This window comes from Aphanizomenon sp. UHCC 0183, assembly GCF_009712065.1.
GTDB classification, from domain to species: Bacteria; Cyanobacteriota; Cyanobacteriia; order Cyanobacteriales; family Nostocaceae; genus Dolichospermum; species Dolichospermum heterosporum.
Map to the genome: position 1 here is coordinate 33984 of NZ_VILC01000014.1, position 15791 is coordinate 49774.

General features: G+C 37.9%; 14 protein-coding genes and 1 pseudogene. All 15 read right to left on the reverse strand.

Going from position 1 to position 15791, the window contains the following annotated elements; genetic code table 11:
- A partial coding sequence (locus tag FJR37_RS07005; RefSeq protein WP_168465642.1) for a glycosyltransferase occupies positions 1-1092 on the reverse strand: 1092 nt, incomplete at its 3' end.
- Positions 1093-1477: 385 nt separating this feature from the next.
- Entirely contained in the window at positions 1478-2791 is a 1314-nt protein-coding gene (locus tag FJR37_RS07010) for an NAD(P)H-dependent oxidoreductase (RefSeq protein ID WP_168465643.1), read from the reverse strand.
- Positions 2792-2793: 2 nt separating this feature from the next.
- On the reverse strand, positions 2794-3339 hold the full coding sequence (rfbC, locus tag FJR37_RS07015) for a dTDP-4-dehydrorhamnose 3,5-epimerase (protein WP_039204310.1): 546 nt from the start codon (positions 3337-3339) through the stop codon (positions 2794-2796).
- Positions 3340-3618: 279 nt separating this feature from the next.
- Complete coding sequence (locus FJR37_RS07020) at positions 3619-4443, reverse strand: phytanoyl-CoA dioxygenase (RefSeq protein WP_168465644.1); 825 nt, start codon at positions 4441-4443, stop codon at positions 3619-3621.
- A 26-nt stretch (positions 4444-4469) separates the two neighbouring features.
- Positions 4470-4592, reverse strand: a pseudogene (locus FJR37_RS26885) (phytanoyl-CoA dioxygenase); the annotation flags it as partial.
- Between the two features lie 167 nt (positions 4593-4759).
- Positions 4760-4945: a hypothetical protein gene (locus FJR37_RS26180; protein WP_039204092.1), complete on the reverse strand. Its 186-nt coding sequence runs from the start codon at positions 4943-4945 to the stop codon at positions 4760-4762.
- Positions 4946-4995: 50 nt separating this feature from the next.
- Entirely contained in the window at positions 4996-6009 is a 1014-nt protein-coding gene (locus tag FJR37_RS07035) for a glycosyltransferase family 2 protein (RefSeq protein ID WP_168465645.1), read from the reverse strand.
- 39 nt (positions 6010-6048) lie between these two features.
- Positions 6049-7017, reverse strand: a complete 969-nt coding sequence (locus FJR37_RS07040) for a glycosyltransferase family 2 protein (RefSeq protein ID WP_039204094.1) — start codon at positions 7015-7017, stop codon at positions 6049-6051.
- Between the two features lie 215 nt (positions 7018-7232).
- Positions 7233-8270 (reverse strand): NAD(P)-dependent oxidoreductase, encoded by a 1038-nt coding sequence (locus FJR37_RS07045; RefSeq protein WP_027403013.1) that lies wholly within the window; start codon positions 8268-8270, stop codon positions 7233-7235.
- A 131-nt stretch (positions 8271-8401) separates the two neighbouring features.
- The gene (lhgO, locus tag FJR37_RS07050) at positions 8402-9613 is read right to left on the reverse strand and encodes an L-2-hydroxyglutarate oxidase (RefSeq protein WP_039204095.1); all 1212 of its coding nucleotides are present in this window, start codon (positions 9611-9613) and stop codon (positions 8402-8404) included.
- A gap of 58 nt (positions 9614-9671) precedes the next feature.
- Positions 9672-10445, reverse strand: coding sequence for a glucose-1-phosphate cytidylyltransferase (gene rfbF / locus FJR37_RS07055; protein ID WP_168465646.1), 774 nt, complete (start codon positions 10443-10445; stop codon positions 9672-9674).
- Between the two features lie 759 nt (positions 10446-11204).
- Positions 11205-11366: a hypothetical protein gene (locus FJR37_RS07060; RefSeq protein ID WP_168465647.1), complete on the reverse strand. Its 162-nt coding sequence runs from the start codon at positions 11364-11366 to the stop codon at positions 11205-11207.
- 33 nt (positions 11367-11399) lie between these two features.
- Positions 11400-13595 carry a tetratricopeptide repeat protein gene (locus tag FJR37_RS07065; RefSeq protein WP_039204098.1) on the reverse strand — a complete coding sequence of 732 codons (2196 nt, stop codon included), beginning with the start codon at positions 13593-13595 and terminating at the stop codon, positions 11400-11402.
- 102 nt (positions 13596-13697) lie between these two features.
- The gene (locus tag FJR37_RS07070) at positions 13698-14480 is read right to left on the reverse strand and encodes a PP2C family serine/threonine-protein phosphatase (RefSeq protein ID WP_052150055.1); all 783 of its coding nucleotides are present in this window, start codon (positions 14478-14480) and stop codon (positions 13698-13700) included.
- A 52-nt stretch (positions 14481-14532) separates the two neighbouring features.
- Positions 14533-15207 carry a VWA domain-containing protein gene (locus FJR37_RS07075; protein ID WP_039204101.1) on the reverse strand — a complete coding sequence of 225 codons (675 nt, stop codon included), beginning with the start codon at positions 15205-15207 and terminating at the stop codon, positions 14533-14535.
- Between the last annotated feature and the right edge of the window lie 584 nt (positions 15208-15791).

The window sequence follows — 15791 nt, forward strand, 5'->3', positions numbered from 1 at the left end:
TAAATTTGACGAACTACTAGCTTGATCAATAACTTGCTCAACTTTACTAAAAAATGACTGTTCTGAGAAATTGCTAACGGCATGATTACGGATAGTTTCGTAATCCCAAGATATTCCTCCAGCTTCTAGTAAAGCTGCTTGTAAAGAGCATGGTGCTTGTCTTTTGAAAAACACACCTGTTTTACCTGGTATTTGAGTGTCTAAGACTCCTCCGGCTCCATAAGCAATGACCGGTGTACCACTGGCATTTGCCTCGACTGGAACTAATCCATAATCTTCTAAAGCCGCAACAATAACTGATTTGGCTTTAGAAAATAAGTCTTTACGTTCTCTATCACTGACATGACCTAGAAACTGGATGTTGGGTAATGCCTGGGCTTTTAATCTTTCTTGTTCTGGTCCATCACCTGATATTAATAAGTTCCAGCCTAACCAATTAAAAGCTTCGACTATTATATCAAGACGTTTATAACTTATCATCCGCGCCGATGCCAAGTAGTATTCTTCTTTAGTATCGGAAAAAACAAAGTTGCTAGTATCAATTGGATAGTTAATGGCGATCGCTTGTTTGTGATAAATCTTTTGAATTCGTTGGGCAACAATGGTAGAGTTAGCGATGTAGAGATCGGGTTCTTGAGCATATTTCAGGTCTACATCTCTCATCATTTGAAAGATTTTTTCGATGAGAGGAGCAAAGTATCTATAGTCTCCGTACTCCCGTAAATATGTTTCTGTGTCCCATAAAAAGCGGGTAACATTATGACAAAAACAAATATGTTTTGCTTGGGGATTTTTCCGTACTGCTTTGGCAAAACTAGTGCTACTGCTGATAATTAGGTCATAATCTTGAAGATCCAAGGAACGAAATGCGGGAAAATATAGGGGGGCTAACATCCGAAAATATTTGGTTGCACCAGGAATTTTTTGTAAAAATGTGGTGTTGATAATTCTCTCACCTAAATCAATACTTTTTTGCGGGTCGTATAATGAGGTGAAAATGTCAGCGTCGGGATACCGTTTACACAATAATTCAAATACGCGCTCTGCTCCACCGCGTTGGGTTAAGTAATCATGGACGAGAGCTATTTTCATCTTTTTCTTGATAATTTGGTAAGTGATGATTGGTTTTAATATTTATTCTCTAGTAATTGAATTTTTAATGTTGCATTACTAAGTTGTGTCAGTTGTTTTGTATCAATTATTTTATGTTGTTTAATAAGGAGTTGAATCATGGGAAACCTCGCAAGATTATCAAAATAATCTCTGTCATTTATTGTATAAGTAGGTGAACAGAAAAATTTAAAGGTATATAACGGTATGTAAAGTTGTCTCAATGCGAGATTCTGATTGAGTTTCAGCCATTTTACAAAACGCAATACCCCTCATTTTTATTTTGTTCACCTACTTATATGTGAATTCAGAGGTTAAATGAAAATATCAGGAAACCTCTGAATTATCTTGATGCGAAGAAAGAAAACTATTTTGTTAGTGCTAAAGTTTTCACAGGAGTAAAGTAAACTGCTTGTTCAGCGCGTAATTGATCACAAAGTCTACCTTCTGGTAGTTCCACGTCATCATAAGTGAGGACTTGATCTTTAGGAATATCGCGCTTCAAGCGGCATCCTTCCGCTAGACCCATTGGCAGTAGGTTTTGTTGTTGCACAATTGGGGAATTTTCACATTGTCCATAGGTCATGTAATAACCAATACCATCAAGGGTTGCTCCGGCTTGGAGGTCAATTTTGGCGGTGGCGACGACATCAACAACGGGACCGGCGATTGGTGCAAGCACCGCATCATGGAAGAGGACAGCCCGAGCTACGGAGAGGGGAACTTCAAAATGGCATAGGTGATAGGGGGTGTAGAAGCTGTAGAGGGGGCCTTCACCGAGTTTATAAAGGTTGAGGTAATGACGTTGTTTGGGGTCTTCGTGGGTGGCAAATACGAATACTCCTGGACCGGGTTTGGTGCCAACGACGTAATCAACGATACCGCCTAGTTCTTGAAGTTGGTCAATGTCGTACATTTTGGTCATTTCATCAACATGACCTGTGTAGTCATATCCCAACATTCCCCGCTTGGCTACTTTCATACCTGTGCCGTTGGCGACTATGGCTTGCTCAAAGGAGATTTTTGTACCATCAGCAAAGCTTGTCACCATAGCAGGATTTTGACCCCAGCGTTGAGCAAAATCGGCTTGGGTGGTGGGGTTGCGGTAGGGGTCTTGTAAGCCTTTGATGTTGCCGCACAGGAGGGGTTTTAAACCGATGCTTTTGACAAAGCGGTACAGGTTCATTTCTACCCCTGGTTGGTCGCCGTCACAGGCGCTCAGGATGACTCCAGCGCGGTCTGCATGGACTTTGAGTATCGGTCCAATTGTTCCATCTAGTTCGGCATTCATGAGGATGATATGCTTGTGATGAGCGATCGCACACATCACTAAATGAGCCGCGTATTCAATTGTCCCGGTGACTTCAATGATTGCATCTATGCCATCAGCTTCACACAGGAGCATGGCATCTTCGGTGATTGCATATTCATTTTGAGCGATCGCTTCTTCTAAATCAGCTAAATTAGTAACAATTTTGATATCTTCAATTCCTGCTTCTAAATAAGCTCGTTTAGCGTTATCAATGTGACGATTAGAAATAGCCACCAACTCCATTCCTGGCACAGAATTGATAATTTGATTAGCAATTCCTCGACCCATAAAACCAGCACCAATCATTGCCACCTTAACTGGTTTACCTAAATCCGCTCGTGCTTGTAAAGCTTTATCAACAATAATCATGATTAAACTCCTATCAAAATAGATTCTAGTAAAGGCCAATTGCGATCTTTATCAGACATTTCTGTTGCACTCAGTGGCCAGGAAATTTCTAAAATTGGATCATCATAACGCAAACCCCGTTCATATCCAGGAGTGTAAAATTCACCCACTTGATATACAACTTCTGCACCATCTGTTAAAGCTTGATAACCATGAGCAAACATTTCAGGAACATAAAGAGCGCGGCGATTTTCTGCACTCAGTTCTACACCAATATGCGCTAGATAAGTAGGAGATTCAGGACGCATATCCACAATCACATCATAAATAGCTCCTTGAGTACAGCGAATTAATTTTGTTTCCGCTGCGGGGAGAGTTTGATAGTGCATTCCTCGTAATGTGCCTTTTTTATGATTAAAAGAAAGGTTACATTGGGCAACTGTTGGTTTTAACCCATGAGCGAGAAATTCATCAGCGCAAAAAGTCCGAGCAAAAAAACCACGAGAATCAGGCTTTTCTTCTAAGTCAATAATAAAAGCACCAGCGAGTTTAGTAGAGGTAAAAATCATGGTTATTTCGGAAGTTTTTTGAAGATAATAGAATGGTTTTGATTTTAGATAGCAAAATTCAGGAAATAAAACTGGCATGATCATGATTGATACCAATTAAGTAATTGGACAAAAATATTTACAGTCATTGCGAGCGAAGGGAAGCAATCACAACCCTTGGAATTGCTTCATTTCACTTCGTTCCATATGGCTAACGCCACGCAACGCTAACGCAATGACATTGTGTAATTAATTCTGTCTCACTACTTATTCTGACTCCTGAATTTCTGCATTTTAGGTTTATACCTTTAATCCTAATTGGGGATTTATTTTGGGAAAGGTATCATCATGATATTGTGTACAAAGTTCAGGTCGTTTAGGAGATTTAGCCGTGTATGTGAAAAATATAGTTGATCGTTCTTGGGTTCTCACAGTCCCATGATGTAAAATATTTCTCACATCTGCAAAAATCACAGTTCCAGCTTTACCAGGACATGATTTCCAAGCTGATTTAGGAATGACTTTCATCATTTTATCATCATGAATTCCCAAAAAATTAACCCGCCACAACTCATAATCAACTTGATAATTTTTAACTTGCTCTAAAGCATTAGTCGGTAGTCGAATATATTCAAATGGTCCATGTTCTTCAGTCACATCATTTAGATAGATAATGACTTTAATCATGCGTCTATCTTCAGAATCTTTATGCCATAGTAAAGTTTCCAATTGTTTTTCATTAGGAAAGTCTTTCCGTACATGAACACCATGAAAAGCGATAGGTAAACCTATATAATGCTCAATGATATTTTGTAAGCGGGATTCCATTCCCCAATTAAAAAATTCTGGTAAATCTGTAACGGTATAAATTTGTGGTAATTTGTATCCTGCATGAATATCTCTAGGATTTACCATCCTATCAGTACAACTATTAGCAGTAGCTAACATTGTAGCCGTAGATGAAAAACCTAAATTTTCCAAAGATGTGATATAAACACCTGATGTTTTTAGGGTATCAACAATCAATTGATCTTTTGCACTAATAGCAGGTAAATTTTTACCATGATGCCAAAGTGATACTCGATAATTCAACTCAGAACTTATAGTTGAAATTTTGTTCAGCATGACAGGAATTCCCTTCCTATGTAAACCTAATTAACTTGTTTAGATAACTCCGGTTTGGGAAAAGTATCATCCCAATATTGAGTACAAAGTCCCGGTCGTTTTGGTGGGTTAGCTGTGTAAACAAAAAATAGTGTTGATCGTAACTGTGTAAATTTCTGGTGAATTTTGGCATGAAGGATGATAATTAGACCTACCCATATTTGGTAAAAAACTATGAGCAGCATTCATCATAAGGACTCAAGAGTTGTTATGCAAATTCCTTCATTTTTAAGAGAATTGGCAATGATATAGCGGTATGCACTTGAGCGAAATACAGTCAGCTAATTGTAAAGCCTGTAGGGGCGCAGGGTCTGCGCCCTAGACTGTATTGCATCCTAGCGATAACCGCTATAGCATCATTTCCTGTTAAGACAGGCAAATTACCCTGATGCTGCCAAAGTTTCACTTGATAAGCTAACTCATCTTTTAAGACTGATATTTTTTCTGCAACTTTATTAATCACAATTCAAACACCTCCCAATCAAAAGTTATTTTTTCCAAACAATTGCTGATTTATCCCTTATAGTTTCTGACTTCTGAAGTCGTTGTTCTATCCATTTCTGTTTCTGCTACTTTAAATTCTCTCATTGGTATTAATTCCAATGCTGCCACACTAGCTAAACCTAAAAAAGGAACTACTGTCTTAATAGCCGATACAGGCCATCTTCTCATCGCTCCTAAAAAAACTTTCAGGTCTACTTCATGGTAGTTTTGTAAAAGCATCCGACAACAATATGCTTTAGAATAACCAACTTGCTCAAGTTTTAAAATCACTTCAGGGATATGTTGGTATTGCATTAAAAGTGCAGATTTCGGTTCTTTTTGCCAATAACTAACACCAACAATACATTCTAAATAGATATCTTTAGTCACAATTACTCTGCCATTAGCAGCACAATAACCGGCTAAATATGCTAAAGATATCCAATTATTACTAGCAGTTGGCCAAATTTGGAGAGCGCGTTTAATTAAATCAGCACGATATACTGTAGCAGTTAGAAAAATTACTGCTCCTACACTTTTAGTAAAACAATGTTCAAATATTGCTTTACCATCACCTTCACCATCTTCTGTATCGGCATCAAACCAGCGATTACCAACTATTTTTGGTGGATGTATTGGTTCACCAGTAATTTTGTTTCGACCAGAAAAATTCAGAAACAATAATGATAAATCATCAATATTTTTAATTTTATCCATCAGATAGGCAACTGCTCTTTCCTGAATTGGATCATCATCACCAATTGTCCAAACATACTTGGTTGTGGCAGAACTTAGGCAATGAAAAATATTTCGCATTACGCCTATGTTTTCAGGATTTTTATTGGATTTAAATGTGATGTTTGTGAGAATATTTTGCCATTTGCTAATAATAGATTGAGTATGATCTGTAGAACAGTTATCAGAAACTAAAATTTCACACTCTGATTCAAATCCTTGAATAGCTTGGGATAACCAAGTTAATTGTTTATCTAGTAACTCGGCTCGATTGTAAGTAGGAATAGCAATAGTTAGTAGTTTGCTCATAATTTTTGATGGTTAATAGAGAAGGATTTTATCTTTTATTTAATTACTTATTTGTGAGATATTTATTGCTGATTTTCTTTGATTAAAATTCATTTGATAGATGAATCTACCTACTAATTGCAAGTAGGTAATTATAATATTGGTGGCTAGAACTGGCCATCTTCTTAAAGCACCCAATAATATTTTCCAATCACTCAGGTTGAAAATATTTTCTAGAATCATTCCTTGACAAAATTTAGCAGAATATCCTAAACTTAATAATTTCAGATAAATCTCCGGGATGTAGACATATCGCATCATTAATGACCATCGAGGATTTTCTTCTAGGGAACTAGCGTGCATTGTACATTCCAAATAATTATCTTGAGTAACAATGATATTTCCATGAGCCGCACAAAATCCAGTCCAATATGCTTGGGATGCTAAATTTTTACATGAAGTAGTCCAGTTTTGCAAAGCTTGTTGCACAAGTTCGGTATTATAAATGGTAGCTGTCATGAATAGTACACCCCCAAAACTACCCTGTAAATACCTTTGAAATACAGGTTTACTATCAACAATGATTTCATCACTATCACTAGGAAACCAGTGTTCTACCAAAACTTTATTTGTATTTTTGTCTCGTCCACAACAGTTGAGAAACATCAGTGATAAACTGGGATTTCTTTTAATTGTAGTTACGACATAACCTAGAGTCCTTTCCTGAATTGGATCGTCATCACCCACCGTCCAAACATATTTACTACCAGCAGCTTGAAGACAAAAAGCAATGTTTGGCATTAACCCTATATTTTCCCGATTTCTATTCGCTATAAATACAGTATTACTAAAAGCAGTTTGCCATTTTTTCACAACTCCCGGTGTATTATCTGTTGAGCAATTATCAGAAATAATAATTTCACATTCTGATTCCCACCCTTTGATTGCTGTTGCTAACCAAGCCAGTTGTTTATCTAGTAAAGCAGCGCGATTGTATGTAGGAATAGCAATGGTTAGTAACTTTTGCATTATCTGTTAATTTAACTTGGTATAAATTTAAAATAGGCTTTTAAATCGAATATCTTGAATTAAGAAAATTCAATTTAATCCACCTTGATGCAATAATGTTTGGTTAAGGAAATGTAGAAATGTAGGTTGGGTTGACGCAAGGAAACCCAACAAAATTATTAATCATGTTGGGTTTTGCTGTCGCTCAACCCAACTTACAATATTTTCCGAATAAATTAATAGTTTTCCTGCTTGTTCCAGAAGAAATCTTTGTCAATTTGTTCTGTGCGAATTAGATACTCTAATTGTTTTAAGCGGGTGAATCCTCTAGACAAGAAAGTATCTTCATTCATATCAATTTGCTTGAACAAACTAAATAATTGTCCAGCACCAAGTTGAGCATTCCAATCACACTTAAATCCAGGTAGAATTGTGTTAATTTTTTCAAAAGATACTCGATAGCTGCGATTATCTGAACCATTAGTTCCAAAAGATAATTGACAACCGGGGAAAACATCAGCAACGATTTCCGCTATTTCTTTAACTCGATAATTATTTGCTGTATCGCCAACATTAAAGATTTGATTGTGAATAATATCTCTGGGTGCTTCCAAGGCACAAACAATGGCTTTACAAATATCTAAAGCGTGAACTAATGGCCGCCAAGGTGTACCATCACTGGTCATTTTAATTTCTTTTGTAGTCCAAGCTAACCCCGCCAAGTTGTTTAAAACAATATCAAAACGCATTCTGGGGGAAGCACCAAAAGCAGTAGCATTCCGCATGAAAGTAGGAGAAAAGTCATCATCAGCTAATGGTTGAACATCTCTTTCTACTAATGTTTTACATTCTGCGTAAGCTGTTTGGGGATTAACTGGTGATGATTCTGTAATATCACCTTCACTAGCCACACCGTAAACACTACAGGAGGACATATAAACAAAACGGCGGACACCTACTGATTTTGCCAAATTAGCTAGACGAACTGAACCTAAATGATTAATATCATAAGTAATGGTAGGAGATAATTGTCCAGTAGGATCATTAGATAATTCCGCCATGTGAACAATAGCTTCCACACCTTCTAAATCTTCGGGATTGATATCACGAATATCTTTATTTAGGGTTTTAGCTGTGACGTTAGTTCCATTATATAGCCAACCAACTTTATAAAAACCAGTATCAACACCAATAACTTCATGTCCTTTTTGCATTAATAAAGAAGGCAATAAAGAACCAAGATAACCTTCTGTGCCAGTTACTAAAACTTTCATGATTGTTAAAACTTTTGATGTGGAAAAATATGTTGTTGCTTGAAAAATCCGCAGATAAAATTCTCTTGTAGGGTGCGTCAGACTTGATTTGTTAGTAAAGTTAACAGATTTTTAGTATCTGACGCACCCTACTAACTTACTAAACTGTGCAAATGAGTAGGTTCTGGTATTTGCTTAACTATAGCTTTACCAATTTCTAAGGAAGAAGTTGCAGCGGGTGAAGGTGCATTGCAAACATGAATGGAATTCTCACCTGCAATGATTAAAAAGTCATCTACCAGAGAACCATTATTCATTAATGCTTGAGCGCGAACTCCTGCATGGGTGGGAATTACATCTTTTGCTTGAATTTCGGGAATGAGTTTTTGCAAACTTTTGACAAAGGCTGCTTTACTAAAGGAACGAATTATTTCTTGAATTCCTTCATCGGCGTGTTTTGCTGCTAGTTTCCAAAAGCCAGGATAGGTGATAACTTCGGCAAAATCTCTGAAGTCAAAGTCGGTCTTTTTGTAACCTTCACGTTTCAGACTTAAAACTGCATTGGGTCCTGCGTGGACAGTGTTATCAATCATCCGGGTGAAATGCACGCCGAGGAAGGGGAAATCTGGGTTAGGAACTGGGTAAATGAGAGTTTTCACCAAATAGCGTTTTTCGGGGGTAAGTTCGTAATATTCACCGCGAAAGGGAACGATCTTAGCTTCAGGATTAGCTTTACCTAATTTTGCAATGCGATCGCTATGCAATCCGGCACAATTGATCACAAATCGAGTTTCAAACCTGCCATTGTTAGTTTCTAATACCTGATTTCTACCACTGCGGACAATTTTTAAAACTTGGGTGTTGAGACGTAAATCTCCCCCTTGATTGCGAATTAATTCCGCATATTTTAAACAAACCTGTTTGTAATTGACAATTCCTGTGCTGAATACCTGAACTCCACCAACGCAACTAACATGAGGTTCAATTTCTTTAACTTCTTCTGGGCTAATTCTTTTAACAGGAATACCGTTTTCTAACCCGCGTGTGTAGAGATTTTCTAAGCGAGGTAATTCTTGTCGATTACTGGCAACAATTACTTTACCACAAACTTCATGATCAATATCATATTTCTGGCAAAATTCTACCATTGAACGGCTACCATCACGGGAAAATTTAGCCTTAAAGCTTCCCGGTTTATAGTAAATACCGGAATGAATGACACCGCTATTATTACCAGTTTGATGAAATGCCCATTCGCTCTCTTTTTCTAACACTAATATTTTAGCATGAGAATAACGCTCTCCTAAAGCCATTGCAGTGGAAAGTCCAACTATTCCCCCACCAATAATCGCAAAATCGTACATTAGTAATCTTTCCCCAATCCAATATCTAAAATCTCAACTCTCAAATCCAAAATTGCTATTACCAAACTTGCCAAGGAGCTTTACCACTTTTCCATAGATCCTCTAGATAGTTTTTATCTCTTAATGTGTCCATTGGTTGCCAAAAACCATCATGTTTGTAAGCCGCTAACTGTTCTAAATCAGCTAACTTTTCTAATGGTTCTTTCTCCCACACAGTTGAGGTATCAGCAATAAAATCAATTACTTGGGGTTCGAGAACAAAATAGCCCCCATTAATCCAAGCACCATCACCTTCAGGTTTTTCTTTAAAACTAGTTATTTTAGTTTGTTCCTGTCCTAGAGAAATTGCTCCAAATCTTCCTGCTGGTTGCACTGCGCTGAGTGTTGCTAATGTCTTTTGCTCTCGATGGAATTTAATTAATTCTGTAATATTGATATTACTTACACCATCACCATAGGTAAAGCAAAAGGTTTCATTCCCAATATGTTCACGAACTTGCTTTAAACGTCCGCCTGTCATTGTATTATCACCTGTATTTACTAAGGTGATGCGCCAGGGTTCAGCATATCCAGAATGGACATTCATTTGATTAAATCGCATATCAAATGTCACATCTGACATATGTAAAAAATAGTTAGCAAAGTATTCTTTAATGACATAACCTTTGTAACCGCAACAAATGATGAAATCATTAATACCATGAGCAGAGTAAGTTTTCATTATGTGCCAAAGAATTGGCTTACCACCAACTTCAACCATTGGTTTGGGTCTGATACTGGTTTCTTCACTTAACCTTGTACCCAGACCTCCTGCTAAAATTACTGCTTTCATGTAGTTACCTCAAAGATTTGCAGGTGGATGATAATTTCAACTAATGGAAATGAAGAGAATGCACAATGATGGTAAAGAAATTAAATAATTTTTTCTTTCTCTTTATTAGGTAGATAAACATAATTTAACTGTTATTTTCTAGAAAATCATAAAGAATAAGTAAATTAAGATATTTTATATGTAAAATATTTATAGTAAGAGTTCAGGAGAAAAAGAAGGAATAAAAGTCTTTTGGTGTTTGTCTTTTTTCGTGAATTTTGTGTCTCATTCAAGCCACATTTCACTATAAGAATTCAGGCGACTCGAAGTCACGGCTACACAGGCAAAACCCACACTTCGACAGGCTCAGTGACCACCTGCGTGGGTTTTAAATTTCCCTAGTTCGCGTAGGCGGACTTTGTTTGTATAGCCGTGTATCCCTGACGGGAGCCGGAGGCATCTTCCTAATCGCCAGCTTATTTCTGCAAAATTGGGATGCTCCCTAGTACCGCAAGGCGGAAGTCAAAAGTCAAAAGTCAAAAGTCAAAAGTCAAAATGAAGACAGTATAGGCTTTTGGAGGATTTAGAATGGTTGGTTTATTTACGCCGTTTTGTACTAGTAATTTTAATCACAAAAATAAAACCCCTAATTTCTTAATGAAGTCAGGAGTGAATTTTAACTATTATTTTTAACCGATTATTCACATTTTAGATGATTTTAATTCCTTATTTCTTATTCCCTCTTTCCTCTTCTTTCCTCTTCCTTCTTCTTCCTTCTTCTTACTCCTGATAGCGCAGCGTGGCGTTAGCCATACTCCTGAACTCCTGAACTCCTGACTCCTGACTCCTGAACTCCTGATAGCGCAGCGTGGCGTTAGCCATACTCCTGAACTCCTGACTCCCGACTCCTGACTCCTGATAGCGCAGCGTGGCGTTAGCCATACTCCTGACTCCTGACTCCTGACTCCTCCTAAATCAATTACTTTGTCCAGCGAGAATTGTGTTAGATAATAAACTATCACATTTATTAGCAACAACGATACAAATACTACTCAAAGACTGTTGATAATTATCCATATCATTTTGCTCCAAAGAAACTTTAGCGGCTGTTTCTAAATCCGCAACTGCTTGAACATGATTTTTGTCAGCTATACCTTCTCTATATTGTGCTAGTTCATAATAAGCCATCCCACGTTTTAGATAACCTTTAGCCAATCGGGGATTAAGTTTTAATGCTTCAGTAAAATCAGCGATCGCCTGTTTATATTCTGTGGCATAATTGGTGCTATATTGCGCCATTTGATAACGAACCAAACCCCGTTGAAAGTAAGCATCTATTTTAGCTGAATTGAGTTTAATGGCTTCAGTAAAATCAGCAATTGACCTTTGGTATTCTGGAAAAGAATTATTGATGTATTTAGTAATTTCAAATCTGACAATACCCCGTCTAACATAAGCTTCCGCATCAGTTTTATCTATATTGATGGCAGCATTAAAATCAGCGATCGCTTGTTTGTATTCCTTATCAGGATCACTACTATAGTCAGCCAGCATATAGTAAGCATTACCGCGACTTATATAGGCTTTAACCTCTTGAGGATTCAACTTCAAAGCTTGGTTATAATTAGTTAATGCAGCCTCATAATTATTTAAATTATATTGGGCATTACCTAAATTTATATACCCTTTGGCAGATTGGGGATTCTTTTTAGTAGCTTCGGTGAAGTTGGCAACTGCTTCTTCATAATCTTTTTGATGATAAGCAGTATCACCGCGCTGGTAGTAATCCGCAAAAGAAAGACTTGGCAAATCAGCAGTTTGATTAGATGTACGAGACATCAAACTTTGTTGAGTGTAGGGATTTTGGGAAACAAAAGGACGGGTAAATTTAATCATTACATCCAAATAGCCCAAAAGACCCAATCCCATCACCCCACAAATCACACCATAGACCTTCCGATTTAATTTTTGACCAGCAGCAGGATGATAAAATTGCTGATTAGCTATAGGTTGCCAATGATATACCGGAGAATTTGGTGTTAATGGCTGAGTAATGCGGGGAGTAGGAATATAGCGACGTTTAGACTTAGGTTGGGCGCGTGGTTGTAGATGTTGTTTAGAAGCGATCGCCAGCAATGACGGAAATGGATCTCTCCCACCCAATCTTTTAGTCCGCTCACACCAAGGACACTTATCCAAATGATTATGATAAAGATGCTGAAGATTCACCTGACAAATCATCAGACTCTCCTCCACCGCAGTTAAAGCCGACAACCAAGTTTGAGCATTAGGGCGTAACAAAGGTTGATCATGACCATCCTCAAAACAACGCACAAATAAATCCCGCAAACTAGGATGAAGCAGATCCCAGCTAGGAGAAATAGGCGTTGGTAGATAGGGAACTTGTTTCTTTTGACTATAGGTAAAATGTCCAGAAAGAATCCTCCCTTGGTAGGTTGGAGGATCTATCGCCCCTTGAAATATCCCAGAAAATGGGTGAGTTCCTTCCATTAACAACTGAAAAATCAGCACAGCTAACCCAAACAAATCATGATGAATTTCTCGATCATAGTCCGCAAAAGTTTTATTCTGTAATTCTGGAGGCGTATATTCAGGCTTACCCACAGAACAACGATAAACAACATTCTGCAACGGTTCGGTCACTTGAAACGAGTCCGTATCCACCAACGTCACCAAAGCCGTATCACTCACCAGAATATTCGACTCATTCACATCACCAACACAGTATCGGCTGGCGTGCAAAGCCGAAAAAGTCGCAGCCAGATTCCGGGCAGTTCGCAACAAATATTGATAATTAAACAAAGGGCAATGTTGTCGGCGAATCCCTGGATTATAAAAATCCATAATTGGTCGCATTCCCCGAATCCTGGGCATCACAAAGCCAACGACCTTACCGCTACCATCAGCCGCTTGCAATAATTCCTGTGGCCAAGCAATAGAAATATGCCCTAAATTATCCGTCGGATTCACAGGAGGATTAGCAAGCATCGCCCGCAGTTTTTGGGCATAAGAGACAGTTGGTTTATGATATACTTTCGCTACCAAATTCTCATCCGATGGAACTGCATAGATACAAGCTTCACCACCATGTCCCACACTGACAGAGAGGTTGAGAATTTCCGGGTTAGGAAGATGACGTAGTACCTGCATGGCAGAATAAAGGTTATATGAGGTGATTAGAATCCGTCAAAAGTTCAGACACTCAAGAGTATGGCTAATACCATACTGTCTTTAATCCCTAATGACTATAAATTATGAGTTAATAAATGCAGCCAAAATTAAAGTTAAATCATCATCAGTCCGCTGAGTAATCTTATCAGAACTTAAAAACCGCATTAAATGTTCTTTTGCTAATATTTTATCTTCAGCATTCGCTACAAACTGAAATAAAGGAAAAAAGAAAGGTTTGTGAGGTTCACCAACAATCATATTCAAAGCTAACATTTGTAACCCATCAGTCAGAACACCCACATTAACAATCTCTTCCCGACATATTTCAAATTGTGCTGTCTCCAAAGCACCAGGAGACGTGAGAAAAGTTGTTTGATTGATATATTCGCCATTGCTAGGAATGGTTAACGCTATCAGATTACCCATACTATTTTTAGCCACAGCCAAACCATCCCCAACCTGCCCTACAGCCACAATTTCTGGTGTAGCAATCATCAGAATCAAGGTAGTTGCTAAATCATGAGGTTGATGATTACAAACATCCGCCTCAATTTCTATAGCTTTGCGGGCTACTAACATAGCGTCACTGAGCAAATAACGCAAAACACTATCATTAGCCAGAGAATCACTCGTCATCTCTTGGCGAGAAAGATGATCTATTGCCGTTTCCACCGCAATCATTGATCCCACCTTTCCTAGTTTAGCAGAACCCGCACCATCGGCCGCTGCTATCACCAACACATTATTAGCCAATAGCTGCCAATGGTGAGCATCCTGACAAAGTTGCTGGTTTTTTGAATGACTAGTCCCACATACAGAAGCAGCCACTACCCGCCATTGAGAAATCTGTTTTGATGTATTCATATAATTTGTTTTCCACAGCTAGTTCAGTTTAAATAACAAGCTGCAATTTTCATTAAACAGATCCCCAACCAATTGGTGGTAGTGCTACCTGTTCATCCACCTGAGAATGAGACACCGCTGACATACTAGCAGACAGCCAAACAAACATCTCAATGAAATTTAATCCCTTTAATTTCAGGGGACTTCGTACAGCGATTTGACTCAATCGGCTCATATTCGCATTCTCTACACCCACCGTAAAAAACGCCACTCGCTTATTAGACTCATCCCCTTGCAGTCTTTGGGCAGCTTGTTCAACAACATGATCTAGTTCACCCTGGGGTTCACCATCAGTAATCATAAACACCCAAGGACGATAATAAGCAATACCATTCGTGCGATATTGGGATTTGCGCTCTTGAATAATATCCAAGGCTTTATGAATAGCCGAACCCATAATTGTTAACCCCTGGGCTGTGAGAATCGGCGGGTTAAATTGATCAGCAGTTACAAAGTCCTGAACAACATTAACATTACTATCAAATGTAATAATTGCCACTTCTACCCTTCTGGATGCTAAGGAATTTTTAACCAGTTCATCCTTTAAACTCAACAAACCTTGATTTAAGGCTTCGATTCGTTCTCCTTGCATCGAACCAGAAGTATCTAGCAATAACACGCATGGACAACGGGGTTCGGGGTTTTCTGCAAATTCTACAACTTCGTCAAGATTGAATGTATCAATCATAACTTTTTGTGTTATGTTATAGTCCAAAGTCTTATTTTCCTTTTACTCAAAGTATATAGTTTCTGGTGCAGATTCTCCAGTTTGTTGAGTTGCAACCTACTGTAATAATCAATATATACATTTACCTCCATAAATTTTTAAAGATTCTATGTGGGATTTAGGTCTGTCCTTAGGTAAATCAATTCATTACTGTTAAATCCAGGAAAAGTAAGCAGATCCGGCTGAAAATTGATGAATTTAAATTACCAAAAAAGTCTCAGCATACTCAATAGTATCACTATATAAGTAGGTGGGCGTTAAAAATTGTCGTTGGGGCAAGGGAACAGGGAACTCTTAACTGGGAACAGGAAGAGAGTTTTGAGTGATTTTACTTTTCTTCACATACCTTTAAATTTTTCTGTTCACCTACTTAGTTAATCAAGATGAAATAGCGACAAAATATGACAAAACAGAGATTTTTTATCCAGACCAATGATAAAAAATCAACATAAAAAACTATAAAAACTGTTACATTCAACGGAGGAGGATAATGCTTAAAAGATGTTTTTCATTGATATTCATAATTTAACAACTTGTGATCATAA